Raw genomic sequence first — 22,173 nt, 5'->3', positions numbered from 1 at the left:
TAGACATTCTTTTCTCGGTGACATGGTTACATATTCTGAAAAATTTGTAACCAATTAAACTATAAAGTAATTACTATATCTTATATCTAAGAGTGAGGTGGTTGCCCAAACAATTTCTTCTGGATGTAAGGATTGCACAGTAAAATAGCAAATAAAATAATCATTATCCCAATAATCGTAAAGAAATCTGGTAGCTCGTGCCAGAATATAAAGCCCCAGATTCCTGCAAATACAATCGCAATATAATTCATTGGGCCGATTTGTCCTGCGGGAGCCAGACTATATGCATAGGACATAAATAATTGACTGATATTGGCAAGAAGGCCCGCTGCAATCAACAGGCTGAGTTCATGCCAGTTAAAAATGCGCCAGTGCCAAAACATGGGAATAGAAGAAATCAAAGTCCCAAAAATACAAAAATAAAATACGATCCGTTCAGGAGGTTCGGTATTAGTTAACGCCCGTACTGTTACAAATGCCATTGCTGAAAGAAAACAAGCTCCGAGTCCAATAAAAGACAATGTATTTAATAAACCTTGATCTGGTTTGGCAACGAATAAAACCCCGATTAAACCTAGTACCGCAGCCAAAATCATCGATGCTGTGATCTTCTCTTTGAGAAACAACCAAGCAATGAGGGGAATAAAAATAGGTGAGGAATAACTAAACACCATAGCATTTGATAGTTTTAAATTGGCAATAGCATAAAAAAAGCCATACATGGCTGCCAAACCCACTACACTGCGCCACGTATGCATCCACAGCTTATTTGTTTTAATAAATCCCATGCCTTGCTTAAATAGCATAGGAATAAATATGAAGAGCCCAACAGCATTGCGGAAAAAAACAATGGTGGGGTTATCAACTGTATGTGAGGCAAAACGAATACAAACTCCCATAATTGAAAACAGTAAAGCGGATGTCATTAAACATAACAATGCTTTACCAACTTGGGAGGGCGGGGCTGAGTAAACATTTTGCATAAAAGTAAAATAGGCAGAAGATGTGTGTGGATAGTTTAACAATATCTACCCACTCAGGTAACATGAGTAAGATTAAAGACCGTCAGAGAATTGCGAATACATTCAGGATCTGACTTAATGATTGTTTACTGTGGATAATACAATCTGCTATAAACTTTATAGTGAAGAATTGGCTGATATTTATGCGAAAATATTGATCAAATTTTTTGCGTGTTTAGGCATTTAGGGGATGTTTATTACTTATTAAAAATAATAAATATCAATGATTTATTTTATGTTTTTGTCATGGTAATTCTTTGAAATAGACTTCTGAGTAATTGCAACCTGCGTATTTCTAAATCTGATGAGAAAAAACCATATAAATCAAAAAGAAAAAGCCCCAATCTTTCGATTGAGGCTTTTCAAAATCTGGAGCGGGAAACGAGACTCAAACTCGCGACCCCAACCTTGGCAAGAGTCACCGACATAAAGTACATTAAATTATATCATTACGTTTTATAATAATTTTATTAAATACATGTACTTATATTATTTTTCATTAATTATATAAATTTATGACTATTTAGATCACTTTTATACGCATAAATTTTTATTATAAAAACTCAACAAAAGTCGCCGACATTTTTTAAAATTAATAATAGTTTGAAAATTTATTTTTTATCAATTGGTAAATAATTAAAAACATTTTAGACTATGAAGAGTTTTATTACACAAACCTATCTCACAGGGCTTATTCAGCAATATAATTTCTAGAGGAATAAGCCTGCTCCTAAAATCTATCGTACAAACAATTTGTCTTCTTACAACCAAGCTTTGATCATTTGTGGAAATACCCTCATTTGGTTTGATTCCAATACCCTCTGGTATGTGTACTTGCCAGGTAAACAAGGACGAAATCAAACCTGCTCTTTACTGAACGAGCTTCTTGCTCTACGCCCTCTGGGTTCTATCCAGCTATTATATAGAGCAACAAGATTTTATACCGCCTGAACCCATGCCATTTGGATAGCAATACGCCAAAGAGCGAAATGAGCAAGTCTTACGTTTAGATCATAAGATGTATGAAACAGACAAATCAGAAAATTATGATCTACATGTACTTAAAAATCTTATGGACGATAAAATCAAGCATGGTATTTTCAAGTAAAAATTAAATGAAAAACATTTAAAGAATATCTAATGTGTGTTTAATCAGGTAAAAACCTAAGCGCTATAAGGTGTATATATAAAAGTACTGGGCTAAATATTAGAAACGAAATTAACAATTATAACCAAAATGTCGTTCAAAAATTTGCTTAAAGTATTGTGCGCTGCTGTAACCAATCTGATTGGCTACATTTTCTATTGGAACACCATCTTTCAATAATATTTGAGCATGTTTCATGCGAATTTCTAATAAATAATGACCAATTGTCTTTCCTGTATATTCTTTAAATAGGCGCTTTAAATCACATTCGTTTATACCAACACGCTTAGCCAAAGTTCGAATCGTGATTTTTTGTTCAAATTCTGACTCTAAAATTGCAATACTTTTATGAATAGGGGCAGGAATTTGATTTGACTTACTATGTTGATCCAATAATAGACTCATCAGCTCTAAAGCTGCACCTTCTAAATGCAATAAATCAATAGATGACTGTGCAGGAGGGAGATTTAATAAATAATGTGCCTGATGAAGTATATTTTTATTCGGAATATTGATGGTTTTAAGTGCAGGATTAGAATCCGCTAAGAAAAATTTTGCCAAATCATGATGCTGAAAATTGGCTTGCATAATTTCTAGAAAAGTTTCATTAAAATCTAATGTAATTAAAGCCATTTTTTTGTGTTCTTGAAGATAAATGGTCTGTAAACCTAGGTTTCCTTTTCTCAAAATAATCATGGGTGAACGAATTTGATATTCATGATTACTATAATGATTTTTAATGTGATGTGTACCTGAAAGAAGAATCGTGATTCCGAAAGTATTGGTGGTCGTTTCGGCACTCATTTTTAATGGGTGATCGATCCAATATTTGCCTTTACCTACGCAGAGTTTCCCAAAATCATAAATTTCACTGTAACCATCACCATCTGAAGGATTAAATTGATTCAGATGGTGATTGGGAAGAGGTGAATACATATCTAGAAATATATCACCGACTTGTTTTAGTACTGCTTTGTGCGAATCAATATAAATAGACATTGTGAAAGTCCATGCTAAATATAAGCGAGAATCATTTTCATTTTAAACCATCAGACAAGTCAATAGCATTTTGTTGTTATAAATGCTCAGTTTTTGTCAATGAGTGAATCGTTAAGCTATTCATATATAAAGAAAACAATAAATGGCCTCTTTCATCACTTGACTGAAATCCGATACTCTAAAATCAAGTTTGAATGCTATTCCTAAACCTAAGATAATTTTTTTTTAAATCATAAGGTTTCCCATAACTATAAAAAATACATCCGATTCTTTGTATTAAATAATAATGATTCTTAATATCATTTATTTCAAGCCGATTCGTGTAGAAAATTTTAATGATAGATCAACTAAAACTACACACGTGTTATAGCAAAGGAGGCTTTATGAATGATATGAGTTTATCAATTGATTATGCATTTGAACCTATACAAAACTGCAAGTCATCTTGTTTTTTAACAAAAGACTATCAACTTTATACCTCTGAACTTATCGAAACAGTTCGATTGGCTGCAGAAAATCAGGAAAAACTCTTAACGACCATCCAAAATATATTTAGTCGCTTATCTCAGGATAAAGCGACAAATCCAGTCTTAGTGGGTGCGATTCCATTTGATACAGCACAGCCGTCTACACTCAATATTTATCGTCAGCATCAAAAACAATATGCTGAATCTGTTAATGATCTTGCAAAACATCAAAAGGACCATTCATTGACTTTGAATGGCCAGCAACGACTCGTTGCAAGGGAACATTTTGCAAAGAAGATAGACGAAGCTTTACAACAGTTTGAGAAAAATAATCTAGAAAAAATTGTGTTGTCACAGGCAGTTGATTTTGAGCTTAAACATCCACAAAACCCCTATACCTTGGTTCAAACCTTGGCCCAAAAAAATGCGCATGCCTTTAGTTTTGCAATTCCAGTCGAAGGCAATGCACATCTTTTAGGGGCAAGTCCTGAACTGCTGATTTTCAAACAGGATCAGGTGGTAAGAAGCAATCCCTTAGCGGGTTCACGTCCTTTGAGTGATCATGAACATATCAATCAAACACGAATTCATGATCTTTATGCATCAGTAAAAGATCTTTATGAACATCAAATTGTTGTCGATAGCGTGTTCAAACACTTAAAACCATTTTGCCAGGATTTAAGCCTTTCAGAAAAACCTGAGATTTTAAAAACCACCACCATGATGCATCTGTCCACGGTGTTTGAAGGTCAATTGAAATCAAAGCAGACCAATGCTCTAGAACTGGCTTTGTCACTTCATCCCACCCCTGCAATTTGCGGTGCTCCAACCCAGTTAGCCAAAGATTTTATTTTAAAACATGAAGGTTATGACCGTCATTATTTTGCAGGGCTGGTTGGCTGGATGGATGCGGAAGGCAACGGTGAATGGGTTGTGACGATTCGCTGCGGGCTGCTGACAGAAAACAATCTTCGATTATACGCAGGTGCAGGCATCGTTAAAGGGTCAGAAGCCGAACTGGAGTGGAATGAAACAGAAGCAAAAATGCAAACCTTACTGAAAACCTTGAATGCGACTTGTGAAACTTGATTAAGCCCAATACAGGTTCATAGCATATACCGCCAGATTACTCCTCAAAGACATACTTTATAACTGATACACGATAATAGGCATCATCATGGTAATTCCAAAAATCCAAAGCTATCCGCTTCCGTTTAAAAAAGATTATCCCGCTGCCAAAGTGAGATGGAAAATTGATAAAAAACGTGCAGCCCTACTGATTCACGATATGCAGGATTATTTCATTAATTTTTATGGTGAAGATTCTCCACTGATTCAGGATGTGATCAATAATATCGCCCAACTGAAAACATGGTGTATGGAAAATCATATTCCTGTGTTTTATACCGCACAGCCTGCAGAACAAAAGGATGAAGATCGTGCCTTGCTGAATGACATGTGGGGACCTGGCTTAACGGCTTATCCTGAACAAGCTGAAATTGTCGAAAAATTATCACCAACGCAACAAGATCATGTGCTGACCAAATGGCGTTATAGTGCATTTTACAATTCAGATCTGCAAAAGATTTTAAAAGAAACAGAAAAAGATCAGCTGATTATTTGTGGTGTATATGCCCATATTGGTGTCCTTCAAACCGCTGCGGAAGCCTTTATGAATGGTATACAGCCTTTTGTAGTGGGAGATTCAGTTGCTGACTTTAGTCTGACAGAACATTTATTTGCTTTGCAATATGTACACCGTAATTTGGGTGTCGTTGAAGATGCTCAAAGCGTGATTGCTTCATAAATTTCAAGATGAATCATCATTTGAATAAGGAGTTATCATGACACAAGTACAAACACAAGCATCGATCCAAGCCAATACTCAGAAAATTGCATGGGTGACTGGAGTCAATCAGGGCATGGGTGCAGAAATCATGCAACAATTGATTGCTCAAAATATTTATGTGGTGGGTTTTGACATGTCCACCAATAACATTATCGAGAATGACCGTTACGAAGTACACCAATGTGATGTTCGTGATTCATCGCAAATTTCAAATTTGTGTCAAAAACTACTCAACACTTTAGCGCCAGATTATTTCATCAATGCGGCAGGAGTGTTGCATTTGGATAGTCACGACACCTTGCCGATTGAAGCTTGGCAACAAACTTTTGAAGTGAATACCTTTGCGCCATTTTATTTCTTAAAACATTTAAGTCCACATTTTCGTGCCAAACGTGCAGGCAGCATTGTGATGGTGTCGTCCAATTCAGTACATGCGCCACGCATCAATATGGCGGCTTACGGTGCATCAAAAGCCGCATTGAGCAGTTTTAGTAAAACGGTCGGTTTGGAACTGGCTGAATATGGCGTGCGCGTCAATATCGTCTCACCAGGTTCAACTGCAACGCCCATGCTCCGTCAACTCTGGAAAGATGATTCAGGTGAACAGCAAACCATTCATGGCAATTTAGCGCAGTACAAAGTAGGTATTCCCTTACAAAAAATTGCGCTGACCGAAGACATAGCCAATGCCGTGATGTTCCTGATTAGCGATCAAGCTTCACAGATCACCATGCATGATCTGGTGATTGATGGCGGCGCAACTTTAGGTCAGTAAAGGAACGATGACAATGCAATTACGGCAAGAAATTACCGCACAGATTCACCAAGTCCTTCAAGTAGATGGCATTCAGATTCAGCCCGAAGACAATCTGATTGAACACGGTTTGCATTCATTGGCGATTATGCAGTTGGTCGATCATTTTGAGAAGAAATATAATACCTCATTGTCCTATGCCGATTTTGCCATGTCACCAACGGTACAGGACTGGCATCAACTGATTCAGGATATAACGCTGAATAAAGCAGATTCAGATTTGAATGAAGCTACGAAAAAGACCTCGACATTATCAAATTGGCTGCAACACTTACCAACAAATGCAGTGCCATTATCAGACATGCAATATGCCTATTGGGCAGGGCGAGAAACCGAAGGTGTATCGGCACATCTGTATATGGAATTTGAGGGAAAAGATTTAGATATTCCTCAATTACAATGTGCCTTTGAACAGTTAATTCAGCGTCATCCCATGCTGAGTGCATCCATTCGTGAGGGTCAGCAAAGTATTAAGTCGATTGAGCATCAGCAGATTCAGATTGAAGATCTGACTCAGTTGAATTCAGCAGACATTGAGGCACATTTAAAAGCAAAACGTGAGTGTTTAAGCCATCAACAATTAAACATTGCACATGGGTATGTGTTGGATGTGAAGTTAAGTCTTTTACCAGAACAACGTCATATTTTACATCTTGATTCGGATATGTCTGCAATTGATCCACAAAGCTTTTTGATTGTTGTGGAAGACTTAAGTGCCTTATATCGCGGTGAAAAACTTACAGATTTAAACTTGGATGGCGTTGACTATTTTAACTATTTAAACCAGCGTCGTGATCACGTGGATTTGCAAGCCCAAATTCAGCAAGATCAACAATGGTGGCAGTCACAGCTAGATACCATTTCACCTCCACCGCAGTTACCTGTGGTCGCTGAGGGCTTAAGAGCAGATCAACATCATTTTGAACGTCTTATTCATATTTTTAATGCAGATGAGCGTGCCCGTTTGCAAAGTTTGGCACAGATGCAGGGTGTATCTGTACGCAGTGTATGTTTAAGCCTATTTGCGCAAAGTATTGCAAATTGGTCATCTACACCTGAGTTTCGTCTGAATTTACCAGCCTTTATCCGTGAGTCTGATTCGCAAAATATTAATCATGTGGTGGGTGATTTCACTCAGATCAGTCTGCTGAGTTTAAAGCTCAATGGTCATGAAAGTTTACTGGATACTGTTAAACGGATTGAACGCGATGTCGATCAAATTTATGAGTACTACCGCTATGGGGGGATTCATGTACTGCGTGATTTATCAAAACATCGCCAACAGCTGGAAGTTTCTCCCATTGTGTTTACATCGGCATTGGATGAAGGTGAGATATTCTCGGAGCAATTGCAAAGTACATTAGGGCAACCTGTATGGTGTATTTCCCAAGGTCCAAAAGTCGATTTGGATGTACAGATTGCCTATTTCAATCAGGGCTTAGCCATCAACTGGGATATTCGTACACATGCTTTTAAATCGAATGTCATTCAAGGCATGTTCGATCATTATATTCAGTTAATACAGCATGTATTGACAGTGGGTAGTCCTGCATTTGCGCAAACTTTAAATGCACTGTCTCAATACACATCACAGCTAATTCAGTCGCAAAATCAGCAACAAAATCAAGTCAAAGCGCCTTTAACTGAACAGATCTTGGCAAAATTCCCGAAAGCGCATGCTAATACGCCTTATCGTATTCTAAATGGTCTGGAGGTGGATTGCCCAGCTTGGGTCTTAGGTCGATTGGTCTTGAATCTTGATGATGCGAATTCCAATGCAAGGTATCCATCAGATCAATCTGAATGGATCGATATAGGTGTTCAAGCCTATATCGATGATCAAGGGCAGTTACACCTGTTTGAGCATTCACATCAGCTTATTTTAAAAAATGGTCAATGCATTGAAGTGCAAAGCATTGAAGCACAAATTACAAAAATTGCATGTGTACAACAAGTCAAAGTCTATGCGGTTGAAAAGCAAGGTAAATCCGCAATCGTGGCTGTGTTAACGTGTCATCAACAGCTGTCCTCCTCAGATTTACACGCAGCTTATACGAATGTTTTACCGCAGTATTTAATACCTGAGCAGAGCTATGTGGTTAGTGATCTTCAGCCCTTTACTGCACATCTATCAACTGAAAATCTCCATCACTTTATGGCAACGCATGTATCAATAGAATACGCACAACCGCGACCAGTACAAAGCGCAGCTCTTGAGAATGTGGTGACTTTTATCATGACGAAGATTATTGGTTTGCCACAGCAACAAGCCAACAGCGATTTGGATTTCTTTGATGAAGGGGGTGACTCTTTGTTAGCGACGCATTTGGTCGCAGCTTTAAATCAATATTTCAAGGATGCCGAAATAAGTGTGGTGGACATTTTCACACAGCGTAATGCAACAAATATCGCCAGACTGATTGAACAAAAACTGCCTGATACTGCACAGCGCATTGCTGACGTGTTTATGCAAGTCATCGAGGGGAAATAAAAAATGAATCCAACACCATTAACCCCAATGCAAAAAGCCTATTTATTGGGTAAAAGTAAAATGTTCCCGCTGAGTCAGTCTTCAATGCATGACTTTCGGGAGTTTCAAGGACAGATGGATGCTGAAATTTTGGCACAGCGTTTAGCTCAACTCATCGAGTTATATCCTGCATTACATACCGTTATTGATGAAACACAGCTGGTTCAGCGGGTTGAGTGCAATATTGATGTGATCCAGCATCTGAAAATTTATGATTTATCTCATTTCAATTTGACAGAAGCGACCATTCAACTGGAAATATTACGAAATGAATATCGCCATTTTTCTCATGATCTGAGTACACCACCTTGGCAGATTGCATTGATTCAATTGCCAGAATCAGCTGAAGTGTCCTCAGTGGTGTTGACCAGTTTTGATGGTTTGATCATTGATGGTTATTCGATTTCAGTCATTTTAGATCAACTCTTTGATCTCAAGAAAGGCTTAAGTCTTTTGTCAAACATTGCAGACCTAAATTTCAATCAGATGGATCGCAGTTTTTTTGAAGTTTTAGAAAAAGATCGTCAATTCTGGCAGCAAAAATTGGCACAAGTCGAAGAAGTAACTCAATTACCTTGGGCAAATGCTTTAGACAGTATTCTTGAGCCGACTTATTCACGTAGAACAGTTGTCATTGAAAAAGCCCAGTTTGACGCGCTCTCCAAACTGGCTGCGCAATATAAAGTCTTTCCAAATGCATTACTGACCACACTTATTTTAGAGGTGATTTCACGGTGGACTGAAGAGCAGAAACTGCTGATTTCAATGCCAGTCTCCAATTCAGCTTTACATAAAAAGGTGGGAAATAGCTCTTCCTTTATTGTGCTGGATTATCAATACCATCCAGACATCAGCCTTGTCGAACAGATTAAGACGACACAAAAGCAAATTCTGGAATCCATGACCCACACTTCGTATTCGGGTATTGAGCTTTCCAAATACCTGATTAAAAACTTGCAAGAATCCATTGTACTGCCTGTGGCTTTGACCAATGGCTTGTCTTGGGTAAAACCTTCTGAATCTTCACTACTGCGTTATGTCGGAGGGCAAACCCAAACCCCACAATTGGCTTTAGATATTCGTCTTTCATTTTCGGCAAGTTCAGATTTGGTGATTGATGTTGATTTTATTGAACAGGCATTAAGTCCAGCCATGATTCAGGATATGGTGGATGCTTTATCAAAACGACTCAATGATTCAAACCAGCTCGAAACTGAATTAGAACAACCGAAACGTTTCTCTCATGTTGCAACATTAGACGATGATACAGAGAGTTCAGATGATTATCAGCATGTCGAGGTGGTGGATTATCTAGCCAATATTCAGCGTCATTTGTTTGAACAGATTCCTAATAAAATAGCACTCATTTATGAAGGGCAATCTATCTCTTATGCTGAACTGGGTGCTAATGTCGCGAAAGTCCGTCGTGCTTTAGATTTGGCACAAATTGGTCCGAATCAAGTTGTTGCGATCTGTTTACGCAAAAGTCCAGAACATATCTATGCCATTTTGGCTTGCGCCTTGTCGGGTATTATCTGGTTGCCTGTCGATATGGATTCGCCACAACTCAGACAGCAATACATCTTATCCAATAGTCGTGCAGACTTGGCGATTTCGACTACTCCAGTTGAAGGCTTACTAACCCTAAATATCGATGAAACACTAAAAGGTTCGACGCACGGGCAATTACATTCAGGCAGTGCAGAATCGGCATTTGAATCTGAAATCATCTGGCAACATCATCATGATGCATCGCCCGCGTATTATCTATATACCTCAGGCAGTACAGGCACACCGAAATGTGTGGTACTGAATAACCGTGCCACAGCACATGTGCTGCAAGAAACTATCGAGTTTTGGTGCATCAATCAGAATGACATTCATTTGGCAGCAACACCATTCCACCATGACATGTCGATTTTTGATCTAATGGCACCACTTTCTGTCGGCGGTACATTGGTCGTCCCAACTTGGGAAGAAGCTAAAAGTGCAGTGGTTTGGGCGCAGTTGATTGAACGTTATCAGGTGTCGATCTGGTGTACCGTACCTGCAATGGCGGACATGTTATTGACCTCTGCGGATCCAAAACAATTACAAAGCATTCGTCTGATTAACCAAGGCGGTGATTATGTCAAACCGTCCGTTGTGCAAAAGTTACGTGAAATATTACCGAATACCCGTCTGATTTCGATTGGTGGCCCAACAGAGACTACCATTTGGAGTATTTGGCATGAAATTACTCCTGAAGATATCGATGTGATTCCTTATGGTAAGGAAATAGAGCATAACCGCTATTACATTTTGAATCCGTGGGGTGAATTCTGTCCGCCAGGCGTGGTAGGACAGCTCTATATGTCTGGCATTAACCTTGCCAATGGTTATCTGCTCGATGGCAAGATCACTCAAAAGGATTTTGTACTTCTAACTCTGCCCAATGGTGAAGTGCATCGTGTCTTCCGTATGAGTGATAAAGGTTATTTACGTGAAGATGGTAATATTATTTTTGCCGGTCGTGATGAAGGTTACTTAAAGGTGCGTGGGGTGCGTATTGCTGCATCCGAAGTGGAAACTGCCTTACAGAAACATCCAAGGATCACCGATTGTGTGGTCACAACCTGTACCAATCCTGTCTATGAAGGCAATGAATTGGTAGCGATTTATACGATTCAAAATATCCATCACCAAGATACCGATTTAAATGTGATGCGCCCATCTGAACTGCGTCAGTTCCTACAAGATTATGTGCCGAATTCACATATTCCATCTCGTTGGGTACCCTTAGCGCAATTCCCAATTACACGTAATGGCAAAATTGACCGCAAAACCTTAAAGCAAACCGCGCAAGATTTTCTTTACCAAACCTATGCACAAGCTTCATCGAATCAAGCTATCAAGCCATCAGATTCGCAGTTAGACCTGCAACACGTGGATGCACAAAATCGCAGTCGCCATGCTCAACAAGCAAACTCGGCTCAGGCTCATCCTTCAATTGCCCAAGACGTCATTGAACATTTGCAAAGTTCATTAAACACATCAAATGATTTATCTGATGTATTGCTAGACACTGAAATTTTGGCACTCGGTCTGACTTCAGGGCATTTAAGTCGTTTAGCCAAACATTTTTCCCAACAACTCAATACCTCGATTCAATTTTCTGATTTAGCCAAGTGCAAAACCATTGGTGAGATCGTGCATAACATCGAATCGCAGCTACATCAGAAATAAAAGGGGAACTAGAACATGAGTCATCAGCACAGCATTATGAGCGATGAGTTGTTTAACTTATTTGCAAGTAAATTGCAGGATATTGGACTTTCAGATCAGTCTGAGGCATCTATAATATCTGCATCCAACCCTAGCACTACAGTTGAACAAATATCTTTAGAAACTCAAGCACAGCAGCAGATTTCCTTCGCAGAAGAACGTGCATGGATGATGCATCAGCAAGACCCGTTGGCATCTTCAGGTCCATTTATTTTAGCGCTTCGTCTTACAGGTAAAATTGATATTGCGCGTTTAGCTCGGGCAATTGAAAAGCTTTATGTTGGACAATCGAATTTAAATTTGCGTTATGACCTGAATGAAGAAGGAGTCTTAAGCAAATATCATGCTGAACAGGCATCTGTGGATGTAAAAATTCATGTCGTTCAGTCTGAAATAGAGGCAATTCAGTATCTGTTGTCATGGTTAAAACAACCCATTGATTTGGCAAAAGCACCTGCAATTCAGTTTAGCATTTTGCCACAAAGTTATGATGCGGTGATTTTAGGCATTTTAGGTCATCACATCTTATTGGATGACGCCGCTTGGCAACCGATTTTTAGCCAACTTAACCACTATTATGAACATGCTGATCAAGTTGATGCTGGCTCGTATGTTTTTAAGAGCAATCCACAGCGTCAAGTGAAAGACAGCACTACGGCATTACAATACTGGAAAAATGCTTTTCCTACAGGCTTGACGCCAGTGCGTTGGCCAAAATTCTGCTTAGCCACTCAAATTCAAAGTTCAATTGTTGAATATGGCAAAAACAGCACCTTTAACGATGTGCAAAAAGCGATACGTTGTTATAGCTATGTGAATGTTGGGAAAATTCAACAGCTCAGCCAACAAGCACAAGCATCGATTTTCCACACAGTTGTGGCAATATTTGGCAGTTATTTAAATCGCTTATTGGGTCAAAACTCGGTGGATCTTTTTATTCCGATTGTGGAGCAATACGATGCAAGTAGCTTAAGTCAAATTCAATCGAGTTCGAATATTTTACCTATTCGTATCGCGCGTGAAGATCAATCAAAACAATCCCAAACACCGAAGGGTGAAATCAACAACATCATCGAAAATGTACGTAATCAAATTCTGCAAGGGATGTCGAATAATGTCCCGATTGAGCGGATTTTGTCGGCAACCAAAACCAAGCGCAATGCGATTCCGAATGTGCTCATTACTCAGTTTGTTGAATCTAGTCAATATCTCAAATTAGAGGGTGTGAAGGCTGAAACAATTGCCATTCCACCGATTCATTCCGACTATGATCTGACTTTGGCATTTCAAGTGAAAGATGAAGACATTCACTTTGAACTAACCATAGGGGACAAATTATCGAAAAATATAGGCCCCTTACTATTGGAACAATGGCTTGATTTTATAGATGCAGATATTGGGGCATGGGCAGATGGCAATGCTATTTTTGCATCAGCGACGCAGCAAAATCTCAATCCATCGAGCCAACAAGATCTTGATCCAACAGTTAAGTCTGAAGTACAGATCACATCTGACACCATCGACGAGATTGAATCTGGTCAGAATATTTATTCATCAGTCATACAATTGATTTTAAAAGAATTTAAAAGTGTGTTGATGAATCCGAATTTGCAAGCAGATGACAATTTCTTTGATTTTGGCGGGCATTCTATTCTAGCTACTCGCGTGATTGGTAAATTGCAAAGCCAGCATGCTGTGCTGATTAAAATTGCCGATTTCTTTAATGCGCCGACTGCACGTGAATTGGCACAACATGCCGAGCTATTGAATAAACATGTTGAAGAACAGCAATCCATTGATGAAAACCGTGAAATTGTTGCACCTCTGACTTTATTGCAAAAAGCCTTTATGGGCTTTTCGGATCAGGGACGTGATGCCATGTATAACATTCCATTTGCATTCCGTTTTTGTGAAGCAGTGGATGAACAGGCTTTTCATGCGGCGTTTCTGGATATTCTAAAACGTCACCATACCTTGCGCAGTATTTTTGTACAGGCGGATCGGGGGGATATTTTCCAAACTGTTATTCCCATGCAGCGGTTGCATCAGCATCCTTGGTTTTGGGGTTCTGAATATCAGGCTGAACACAGTGCACAGCAAATTTTACGTGCTGAAGCCAATCATTCCTTCGATTTGATGCAAGAGTTTCCAATTCGTGTTCGTTTTATGAAAGATGAACAGGGGCAGCATATTTTATCGATGTTGTTGTATCACATTGCTATGGATGAATGGTCGTCGGGCATCTTAATGCATGAATTGATTCAGGCCTATCGCAGTCGTGTAGCAGGTCAGGCTCCTATTTGGGAAAAGGCACCCCGTCAGTTCCATGAATATGCGATGGCGCAAGATGATTCTACCTTGCAAGCGCATATTCAGTATTGGGTCGATACGATTGGAAAAATCAAGAAACAACCGCCTTTATTGCCTGCTTATGCCACAGATGCAGAGCAACACAATCACCTTGATACAGCAGATGTGGCCGGTGCAGCGATTGAGTTTGGATTTACGGCTCTACAAGTTGAGCAATTGTACGCATTGGCGCGTGAGTATCGATCTTCTCTCTTCTATGTAGTCTATGCCGCAGTGGTGCTGGCAAGCCATTATTTAGGTGCTGGCAAAAAGATTTTAACTGGGACTTCCGTAGCTTGTCGTCAAGATCCGCTGTATCAGGACACCATGGGCTATTTCACCAATGTGGTGATGCATTACACCCTGTTGAATGAAACTTTGACCATTAAAGACCTGGTACAACAGGTTCAGAACAACATCTTCAAAGCACAAGAATATGCCGATATTCCATTTGCCATTGTCGAAGACAATATTCGCGCTGAAGGTGAGGAATGGACTGAAAGTCCATATGAAGTGTATGTGCAACTACATGCCCAAAATGCCTTAACAGGCGCATTTCAGCTCGATTCTGGGCATGAAATTGGTTTTAAACTGATTGAGCCTGAACGTAATACCGCCAAGTTTGGTTTGCATTTTGAAGTCTATGAAGAACCAAGCTCTGAACAAGAGCGCTTACGTGTCGTCATTAACTACCGCGTCAATCGCTACAACGACACACAAATTCAGCTGATTCGACAGATTGCTGAGCAGGTCTTAACCTGTTTCATCGACATTATTACCCAGCCAGGTGAATCGATGCATGTTGATGTCAGAGACATCCGCCGTCAATTGAGCAGCATTCAACTTCCAGAAATGGCGATATAAAGGATTTAGTCATGTTTATAGAACAAGATATTCAACAGGGATATGTGCCATTTCCAGAATCGAGAGCCAAACAATATCGAGATGAAGGATGCTGGAAATCACAGACGCATTTTCAATTGCTGGCAAGTTTAAAAGACGGTTTTGCACAGCGTGTAGCAGCGATTCAGGATCATAAACAACTGACCTATCAGCAGTTGTATGATTATGCCATTCATTATGGAAGTTACTTAAAACAGCAGGGTATTCGGGAAACAGATTTTGTCTTGTTGCAATCGCCCAATATGATTGAAGTTTTTATAGTGATTTTTGGCTTGTATGCAATAGGTGCTAGACCGGTATTTTGCCTGCATGGTCATGGCTCATATGAAATTGAAAATATTGCAAGGCAAAGTCGTGCAACAGGTTTTATCAAACTCTGTGCATCTGGCAGTGAAGTTACAGCAACAGAGGTCTGCGAAGAATTTTCTACACCCAATTTTAAATTGTGGTTTCGAGAAAATATTGTTAGTCAATCGAGCATTGAAGTGTCATTGCCACAGTTAAACGGTATTCAACCTGACTTCAATCTACAAGCGCTGAGTGAATCTGAAGATATTGCATTTTTACAACTTTCAGGCGGAACCACAGGTTTACCGAAACTGATTCCACGCACTCATGCCGACTATATTTACTCAATTGAAAAGAGTGTAGAGGTTGCAGGGCTGACTCAGGATACCAAACAACTCGTGGTGCTACCTGTGATGCACAATTTCTGTATGAGTTCACCTGGATTTCTTGGTGTGTTTTATGCGGGTGGAACGGTGGTATTGAGTCAAATGACGCAGCCACGTGTCTGTTTTGAGCTGATTCAAAAATACCAGATTCAGCAAGTCTCTTTAGTACCTGCCATTGCAACACTTTGGCTGAATGCTGAAAGTCTCAAAGATTACGATTTATCCAGCTTACAAGTGGTACAAGTCGGTGGAGCGAAACTGTTGCCATCACTTGCCGAGCAGATTATTGACACACTGCAAGTCAAATTACAGCAAGTCTATGGCATGGCTGAAGGTTTGGTGAATTTCACGCATTTGGATGATTCAGACCAAATCACCATTCAAACCCAAGGTAAAAAGCTGTCACATCTGGATGAAATCCGCATCGCTGATCAGGATGGTAACGAATTGCCGATCAATACGATAGGGCATATTCAAACTCGTGGTCCCTATACCATTAATGGTTATTACAACTTGCCTGAAATCAACCGCCGTGCCTTTACGGAAGGTGGTTTCTATAAAACTGGTGATATTGGCTATTTAGATGAAAATCTGAATATTGTGGTCACGGGGCGTGAAAAAGAACAGATCAACCGTTCTGGTGAAAAAATTACGCCGAGTGAAATTGAAGACTTTATTTTGCAGTATCCATCGGTGAAAGATGTCTGTGTGATTGGCGTCAGTGACGATTATTTAGGTGAGCGGATCAAAGCCATCATTATTCCGAAACTTGAAGACAGTGAAATCAACTTAAAAAAAATCCGTAAATTTTTGATTAGTAAAAATATTGCCCACTTCAAAATTCCAGACGAAATTGAAGTGGTGGCAGATTTCAAATATACCCACGTGGGTAAAGTAAACAGACAGAAACTGGGATAAGAAGGAGTATAAGATGAATAAACAACACATTTACGACATCGTGGGCATTGGGGTAGGACCATTTAATTTGGGTTTGGCTTGTCTGACCCAACCGCTGAATGAACTCAGCACGATTTTCTTTGATGATAAGGATGAGTTTGACTGGCATTCAGGCATTATGCCTGAAGGCTCTACCCTGCAAATCCCATTTATTGCCGATTTGGTCAGTTTTGCAGATCCGAAAAGTCCCTATTCATTTTTAAATTATTTAAAGCTTCACAATAAGCTGTATCAGTTCTTTATTCGTGAAAGCTTCTTTATTTTGCGTGCCGAATATAACTTGTATTGCAAATGGGTGGCTGAGCAACTGGACAATGTGCATTTTAAAAGTTTTGTTGATCAAGTTGATTATGATGAGACATGTAATCTCTACACATTGTGTATAAAACAGTCCCAAGGTGATATCACGGTCGTGACTAAAAACTTGGTGCTTGGTACAGGCACGACGCCAATTATACCAAAATTCTGTCAGGGATACCCGGAACAGGTTCATTCCAGTGCGGACTATTTAAGCCATAAAAAAGACTATTTGAATAAAAAATCCATCACTATTGTCGGTGGCGGACAAAGTGGTGCGGAAATTTATTATGACTTGCTGTCTGAAATTGATCAGCATGAATATCAACTCAACTGGTTGACTAAAGCATCACATTTCTTTTCCATGGATTTAGGCAAATTAACGTTGGAATTCACTTCGCCAGATTACACCACGCATTTTTATTCACTGGATGAAGATAAACGAGATCAGGTCATTGCTTCACAAAGTGCCTTGTATAAAGGTATTGAACTGAGTTTTGTTAATCGTATTTACGATCTGCTCTATCAAAAATCATTATATCGTCCGTTGCCAACTCGCATGATGCCAAATTGTGCTTTAGACGCTGTTGAACAACAGGGCAATCATTTAAATCTGACTTTTAAAAATTCAGACATTAACACGCGTTTCAAATTGGAAAGTGAAGTGCTGATTCTGGCACTTGGTTACGACTACAAGATTCCTGAGTGCTTGGCGCCAATTCGTTCTCACATTAATTGGGATAGCAAAGGGCGTATTGAGCTGAACTGGAACTATAGCATCAACAATCAGAACACGATTTTTGCACAAAACATTGGCATTTATTCACATGGTTTTACCGTTCCAGACTTAGGCATGGGCTGTTATCGCAATGCCATCATCATCAATACCATTTTAGGCCGTGAAGTTTATTCTGTAGAAAAGCGCATTGCTTATCAAGAATTTGCACCTTTAGCTGAAGAAATAGTGACTCCTGTAAAAACAATGTTTAAGTCACACAGTACCGAGCTATCTTTTTAGGATTTTAAAATGAATTTCCCGCACTATTTTAAAAGTAATATTCAAGAGCATTTAGATGATCTGGTGAAAACCAAAGCCACGCCATTTTTGGTTTTAGATCTGAGCGTGATTGAAAAGCACTATCTGGAACTCAAACACGGCTTTCCCAATGCAGATATTTATTATGCCTTAAAGGCCAATCCAGCCAATGAAGTGATTGAACGTTTAAGTCAGTTAGGTTCAAGTTTTGATCTGGCCTCAGTCAATGAACTGAAAAAAGTACAGGCCTTTGGTATGGATGCATCACGCTTGGCTTTTGGGAATACTATTAAAAAACGGGCTGATATTCAGTATTTCTATGAACAGGGTGTACGGCTTTATGTCACAGATTCAGATGCAGATTTAAATAATATTGCGCAATATGCACAGGGTTCCAAAGTGTTTTTTAGACTGTCGATTGATGGTTCGGAAACAGCTGATTGGCCGCTTTCAGGCAAGTTTGGCTGCAATGCAGAATGTGTGATTCGACTGGCAGTCAAAGCCAAAGCATTGGGCTTAATTCCCTATGGTATTTCCTTCCATGTTGGTTCACAGCAACGCAAAATCGATTTGTGGGAAAGTGCCTTAGACGAGACTAAAGCCATTTTTGATGTATTGGCCAATGAGCATCAGATTCACTTAAAAATGCTGAATTTGGGTGGTGGTTTGCCTGCGCAATATGTACAGGAAACCGAAGCTTTTGCCAGTTATTCCAAGCAAATTAACGCTGCGCTTGAGATATTTAAATCTTATCAGCTTGAACAGGTTATTTTAGAACCTGGGCGGTCTTTGGTCGGAAATGCAGGCATTTTAGTCTCTGAAATCGTATTGATTTCACAACGCCCACAGTCTGGAACTAAACGTTGGGTTTATACGGATGTCGGCGTATTTAACGGTCTGATTGAAACATTGGGTGAAGCCATTCAATACCCGATCATGTGTAAAAAGACAGGACATAGTGACGACATTATTTTGGCAGGTCCAACTTGTGACAGTATGGATATTATGTACCAGAACAAGAAATACGCGTTGCCACTGTCTTTGGAAATAGGCGATCACCTGTACTGGCTGTCGACAGGGGCATATACCACCAGTTACAGCTCAATCGAGTTTAATGGCTTTCCACCCCTGCAATATTACACCTTGAATTAATCTTTTTTCGGATGCTTTTCAACTAAAGCGTCCACTTTAATTTTAAATTTTGCTGTCGTTTTTTTAGAGGATGTTCGTCATGAAGACAATATCAAAATCATTACCCCGTTTTTTTGAATATGCCGAGCATCAGATATCTTATGCATTACGTGATGTGGTATTACCACAGGATTTGCCCTTAATGGTCAAATGGATGCATCAGCCACATATTATTCCGCAGTGGCAACTGGATAAACCTGAACTTGAACTGGCGGTTTATTTTGAACGAATGCTCTGCGATGACCATCAGCATTTATATATCATCCAAATTGATGGTAAAGATGCTGGTTATTTGGAAATCTATGAAGCAAAACGAGATCGTTTGGCATTGTATTATGACGCCAAAGACGATGACTTGGGTTGGCATGTATTACTCAGTGAAGATGCGGTGGGTAAAGGACATTTTCGTGCAGTGATGCGTATGCTGAGCTTTTTGATTTTTGAACATTCCAATGCAGAAAAAGTCGTGGGTGAACCTGACCAAACCATGTCTGTGTATGAAAAGGTAAGACAAGACATTGCCTTGGAACCTCAAGGAATGATTCAGCTTCAGGAAAAAACAGCAGTACTTTATCATTGTTTTAGAGAAAAGTTTTATCAACAATGTGGTCATTATTACGAAACGTTTAAGCACAAAAAAGCAGGCTAAGGATTTCATTTACTTTGCCTAATTTAAAGCAAGATGAATGGTTCGAGTACTGTATATTAAACTTAATTCTCAGTTTAACCTTCTTCTTTAAATAGGAGAGGGAACTGTCATGATTAATTACACGCCATAAATAAAAATGGATGACATGATAAAAGCCACCACAGCTGAAATAGTGAGCATAATCAGTATATCGAGAAAAGAATTTTTAAACATGATGAATCATCTCTCAAAGTTTATTTGTACTTGCTTCTAGACTGCAAAAGGTCATAATTTCATCTTCTAATTCTAGATATTTCACCTGAATTGTTCTATTCATAGCCATCTTGGGTGAGGTTTGAGGCAGATAAAAACTTAGGGTGCATGTTTCAGTGTTGAAGCCAATACAATGCATGGCATTAAAAGGTATGAGCTGTTGATATTTGTTATAGAGCGCCTTGATGAGACTTTCTTTGGCAGAAAATAAAATTAAATATAGTGTTGGAACTTGATCTAGAAATGGACTTAAAAGTTTGGCTTCTTGAGGGCTCATCAAGCTGTTCAACATGCTTGGATATTCTTTAAATATGTCAGCATTTTGTTTGATCTCGACGTCAATGCCTAAAATATTTTTATAATTTTGATTGTCGTGATTAATGCCATCATCATGGTTGAAATTGGGAGTATTTATTGCAGCTGTCGCAATTGCTATGCCATGGGTACAATCCAGCATACTGTGGCTAATGCTTCCAGTGATGTGTTTTGGCCATAAGGGCTCACCATACTGACCTTTTTTGATAATAAAGAGCGCATAATTCCCCAATGATGCCAAGGCAAATTTGGCAGCTAAGCGACCGATAAAAAACTCACACTTACGTTTTAAACTTGCCCTTGCAATGTGAAAGGGTATGAAAATATTAAATTTAAAATAGTAGTGGTCGAGAGTATGTTCATTCATGTTAAGCAGTCGAACTTGATGAATTGATTGACCATGGATATGTAATAAAGAGCATTGCAAATGTTCATCGCGAAAAAGCAACCGAGCATGCTGTTGTAATGATATCGATGATTTCAAGGGGGACAATATTAAGGGTTGGCTCGGTTGAATCATGGTTTAAACCGACATTCTTTTGATGACCTGATGAATGTTGTCCTGAATAATATTGACCGTATCTTGTAAAATTTCAGTGTCTAAAAAATAGAAATGATCTCCGCGAACTTGGTAAGCACCTAACCATTGTTCACTAAAGTTTTGCCAACTTTGCATAATTTCATGATCTTGAATATAGGGGTCATCCTTACCATAAATACTTATCAATGGTACTAAAGATTTTTGAATCGGCTTTTTCAGCATGTTGTCGCTTAGGATGAAGTCATTTTTGATAATGCGCAAAAAGAATTCTGAAGCACTTGGATTATTTAAAATTTCATCTGGGAAGTTATTGTAAAGTTTCAGTTCTTGAACGATCTGTCTATCTGTCATATCACTATAATGATGAATCAAACTTTGAAAGTGTGGTGAAGGTCGTGCACTGACAATTTTTAGAATCAGGTTATGATCAGCATCCACAAGTTTGAGTTTTTCTTCAATTTTCCATATTAATGACCCACCCACACTATGCCCGAAAAGTACACATGGGACATCACCATACGTCAGAATTTCTTGTGCAAATTGTTCTGCTAAACCATCAGGATCATTGCTGAGTTGTTGCTGAATTTTTCGACCGTGTCCTGGGTACTCAAGTGCGATGACTTTAATATTTCCAGCAATTGCTTTATTCCAAGCGTTGTAAATGGAAGCACTGCTTCCTGCAGAAGGGACACAAAATAAATTAATTTTTGAATTGTTGATCATAATAGTGACTGATAATTTTAAGCCTAAAATATACAGTTATAAATGCAAATGAGAATTACTTTAAGATACTATTTATCTGTTGGATGTCAAACCTAATCTAACTTATGAAATTTTAAATACATAAAATATTTAATTAATACAGTTGCTTTCCTTATTTTATTGAATTATTTCTAATCGTGTTTTTTGTTGAGAAT

At 39.0% G+C, this 22,173-nt stretch carries 14 protein-coding genes; 10 read left to right on the top strand and 4 right to left on the bottom strand.

All coding sequences use genetic code 11. The features are described 5' to 3' along the window. Positions 1-86 precede the first annotated feature (86 nt). Positions 87-983 carry a DMT family transporter gene (locus IAE20_RS15045; RefSeq protein ID WP_200482833.1) on the bottom strand — a complete coding sequence of 299 codons (897 nt, stop codon included), beginning with the start codon at positions 981-983 and terminating at the stop codon, positions 87-89. Positions 984-2,241: 1,258 nt separating this feature from the next. Further along, complete coding sequence (locus tag IAE20_RS15040; RefSeq protein ID WP_200482821.1) at positions 2,242-3,168, bottom strand: helix-turn-helix domain-containing protein; 927 nt, start codon at positions 3,166-3,168, stop codon at positions 2,242-2,244. 383 nt (positions 3,169-3,551) lie between these two features. On the opposite strand from IAE20_RS15040, the gene IAE20_RS15035 reads away from it, so the two are divergent. From IAE20_RS15035 to IAE20_RS14990, 10 genes are all read left to right on the top strand, one after another. Further along, the gene (locus tag IAE20_RS15035) at positions 3,552-4,724 is read left to right on the top strand and encodes an isochorismate synthase MenF (RefSeq protein WP_200461722.1); all 1,173 of its coding nucleotides are present in this window, start codon (positions 3,552-3,554) and stop codon (positions 4,722-4,724) included. A gap of 88 nt (positions 4,725-4,812) precedes the next feature. Then, positions 4,813-5,442: an isochorismatase family protein gene (locus tag IAE20_RS15030; RefSeq protein ID WP_200482822.1), complete on the top strand. Its 630-nt coding sequence runs from the start codon at positions 4,813-4,815 to the stop codon at positions 5,440-5,442. Positions 5,443-5,479: 37 nt separating this feature from the next. After that, entirely contained in the window at positions 5,480-6,259 is a 780-nt protein-coding gene (gene dhbA / locus IAE20_RS15025; RefSeq protein ID WP_200482823.1) for a 2,3-dihydro-2,3-dihydroxybenzoate dehydrogenase, read from the top strand. A 13-nt stretch (positions 6,260-6,272) separates the two neighbouring features. Beyond that, complete coding sequence (locus tag IAE20_RS15020; protein WP_200482824.1) at positions 6,273-8,789, top strand: condensation domain-containing protein; 2,517 nt, start codon at positions 6,273-6,275, stop codon at positions 8,787-8,789. Between the two features lie 3 nt (positions 8,790-8,792). After that, complete coding sequence (locus tag IAE20_RS16900; protein WP_200482825.1) at positions 8,793-12,053, top strand: non-ribosomal peptide synthetase; 3,261 nt, start codon at positions 8,793-8,795, stop codon at positions 12,051-12,053. A 15-nt stretch (positions 12,054-12,068) separates the two neighbouring features. Further along, the gene (locus tag IAE20_RS15010; protein ID WP_200482826.1) at positions 12,069-15,305 is read left to right on the top strand and encodes a condensation domain-containing protein; all 3,237 of its coding nucleotides are present in this window, start codon (positions 12,069-12,071) and stop codon (positions 15,303-15,305) included. An 11-nt stretch (positions 15,306-15,316) separates the two neighbouring features. Beyond that, a complete protein-coding gene (locus IAE20_RS15005; protein ID WP_200482827.1) occupies positions 15,317-16,936 on the top strand; it encodes a (2,3-dihydroxybenzoyl)adenylate synthase in 1,620 nt (539 codons plus the stop codon). 13 nt (positions 16,937-16,949) lie between these two features. Then, on the top strand, positions 16,950-18,290 hold the full coding sequence (locus tag IAE20_RS15000; protein WP_200482828.1) for a lysine N(6)-hydroxylase/L-ornithine N(5)-oxygenase family protein: 1,341 nt from the start codon (positions 16,950-16,952) through the stop codon (positions 18,288-18,290). Between the two features lie 9 nt (positions 18,291-18,299). Continuing rightward, complete coding sequence (locus tag IAE20_RS14995) at positions 18,300-19,460, top strand: type III PLP-dependent enzyme (protein WP_200461730.1); 1,161 nt, start codon at positions 18,300-18,302, stop codon at positions 19,458-19,460. A gap of 79 nt (positions 19,461-19,539) precedes the next feature. Further along, positions 19,540-20,148 (top strand): GNAT family N-acetyltransferase, encoded by a 609-nt coding sequence (locus IAE20_RS14990; RefSeq protein WP_200461731.1) that lies wholly within the window; start codon positions 19,540-19,542, stop codon positions 20,146-20,148. 226 nt (positions 20,149-20,374) lie between these two features. On the opposite strand, the gene IAE20_RS14985 is transcribed toward IAE20_RS14990, so the two are convergent. Continuing rightward, on the bottom strand, positions 20,375-21,082 hold the full coding sequence (locus tag IAE20_RS14985; RefSeq protein WP_227611149.1) for a 4'-phosphopantetheinyl transferase family protein: 708 nt from the start codon (positions 21,080-21,082) through the stop codon (positions 20,375-20,377). Positions 21,083-21,238: 156 nt separating this feature from the next. Beyond that, positions 21,239-21,979, bottom strand: coding sequence for a thioesterase II family protein (locus IAE20_RS14980; RefSeq protein WP_200482830.1), 741 nt, complete (start codon positions 21,977-21,979; stop codon positions 21,239-21,241). Positions 21,980-22,173 lie beyond the last annotated feature (194 nt).

The organism is Acinetobacter sp. S54, from assembly GCF_016624945.1.
In the GTDB taxonomy this organism is placed as follows: Bacteria; Pseudomonadota; Gammaproteobacteria; order Pseudomonadales; family Moraxellaceae; genus Acinetobacter.
Note: the sequence above shows the minus strand (reverse complement) of the source record. Positions and strands in the feature narration are given on the sequence as shown.

Excerpts from the sequence above, each read along its gene's own strand:
- IAE20_RS14980 (WP_200482830.1), bottom strand. The coding sequence starts at position 21,979 with ATGATCAACAATTCAAAAATTAATTTATTTTGTGTCCCTTCTGCAGGA.
- IAE20_RS15010 (WP_200482826.1), top strand. The coding sequence starts at position 12,069 with ATGAGTCATCAGCACAGCATTATGAGCGATGAGTTGTTTAACTTATTT.
- IAE20_RS15040 (WP_200482821.1), bottom strand. The coding sequence starts at position 3,168 with ATGTCTATTTATATTGATTCGCACAAAGCAGTACTAAAACAAGTCGGT.
- IAE20_RS15000 (WP_200482828.1), top strand. The coding sequence starts at position 16,950 with ATGAATAAACAACACATTTACGACATCGTGGGCATTGGGGTAGGACCA.
- IAE20_RS15020 (WP_200482824.1), top strand. The coding sequence starts at position 6,273 with ATGCAATTACGGCAAGAAATTACCGCACAGATTCACCAAGTCCTTCAA.
- IAE20_RS15005 (WP_200482827.1), top strand. The coding sequence starts at position 15,317 with ATGTTTATAGAACAAGATATTCAACAGGGATATGTGCCATTTCCAGAA.
- IAE20_RS15030 (WP_200482822.1), top strand. The coding sequence starts at position 4,813 with ATGGTAATTCCAAAAATCCAAAGCTATCCGCTTCCGTTTAAAAAAGAT.
- IAE20_RS14990 (WP_200461731.1), top strand. The coding sequence starts at position 19,540 with ATGAAGACAATATCAAAATCATTACCCCGTTTTTTTGAATATGCCGAG.
- dhbA (WP_200482823.1), top strand. The coding sequence starts at position 5,480 with ATGACACAAGTACAAACACAAGCATCGATCCAAGCCAATACTCAGAAA.
- IAE20_RS15045 (WP_200482833.1), bottom strand. The coding sequence starts at position 983 with ATGCAAAATGTTTACTCAGCCCCGCCCTCCCAAGTTGGTAAAGCATTG.
- IAE20_RS15035 (WP_200461722.1), top strand. The coding sequence starts at position 3,552 with ATGAATGATATGAGTTTATCAATTGATTATGCATTTGAACCTATACAA.
- IAE20_RS16900 (WP_200482825.1), top strand. The coding sequence starts at position 8,793 with ATGAATCCAACACCATTAACCCCAATGCAAAAAGCCTATTTATTGGGT.
- IAE20_RS14995 (WP_200461730.1), top strand. The coding sequence starts at position 18,300 with ATGAATTTCCCGCACTATTTTAAAAGTAATATTCAAGAGCATTTAGAT.
- IAE20_RS14985 (WP_227611149.1), bottom strand. The coding sequence starts at position 21,082 with ATGAATGAACATACTCTCGACCACTACTATTTTAAATTTAATATTTTC.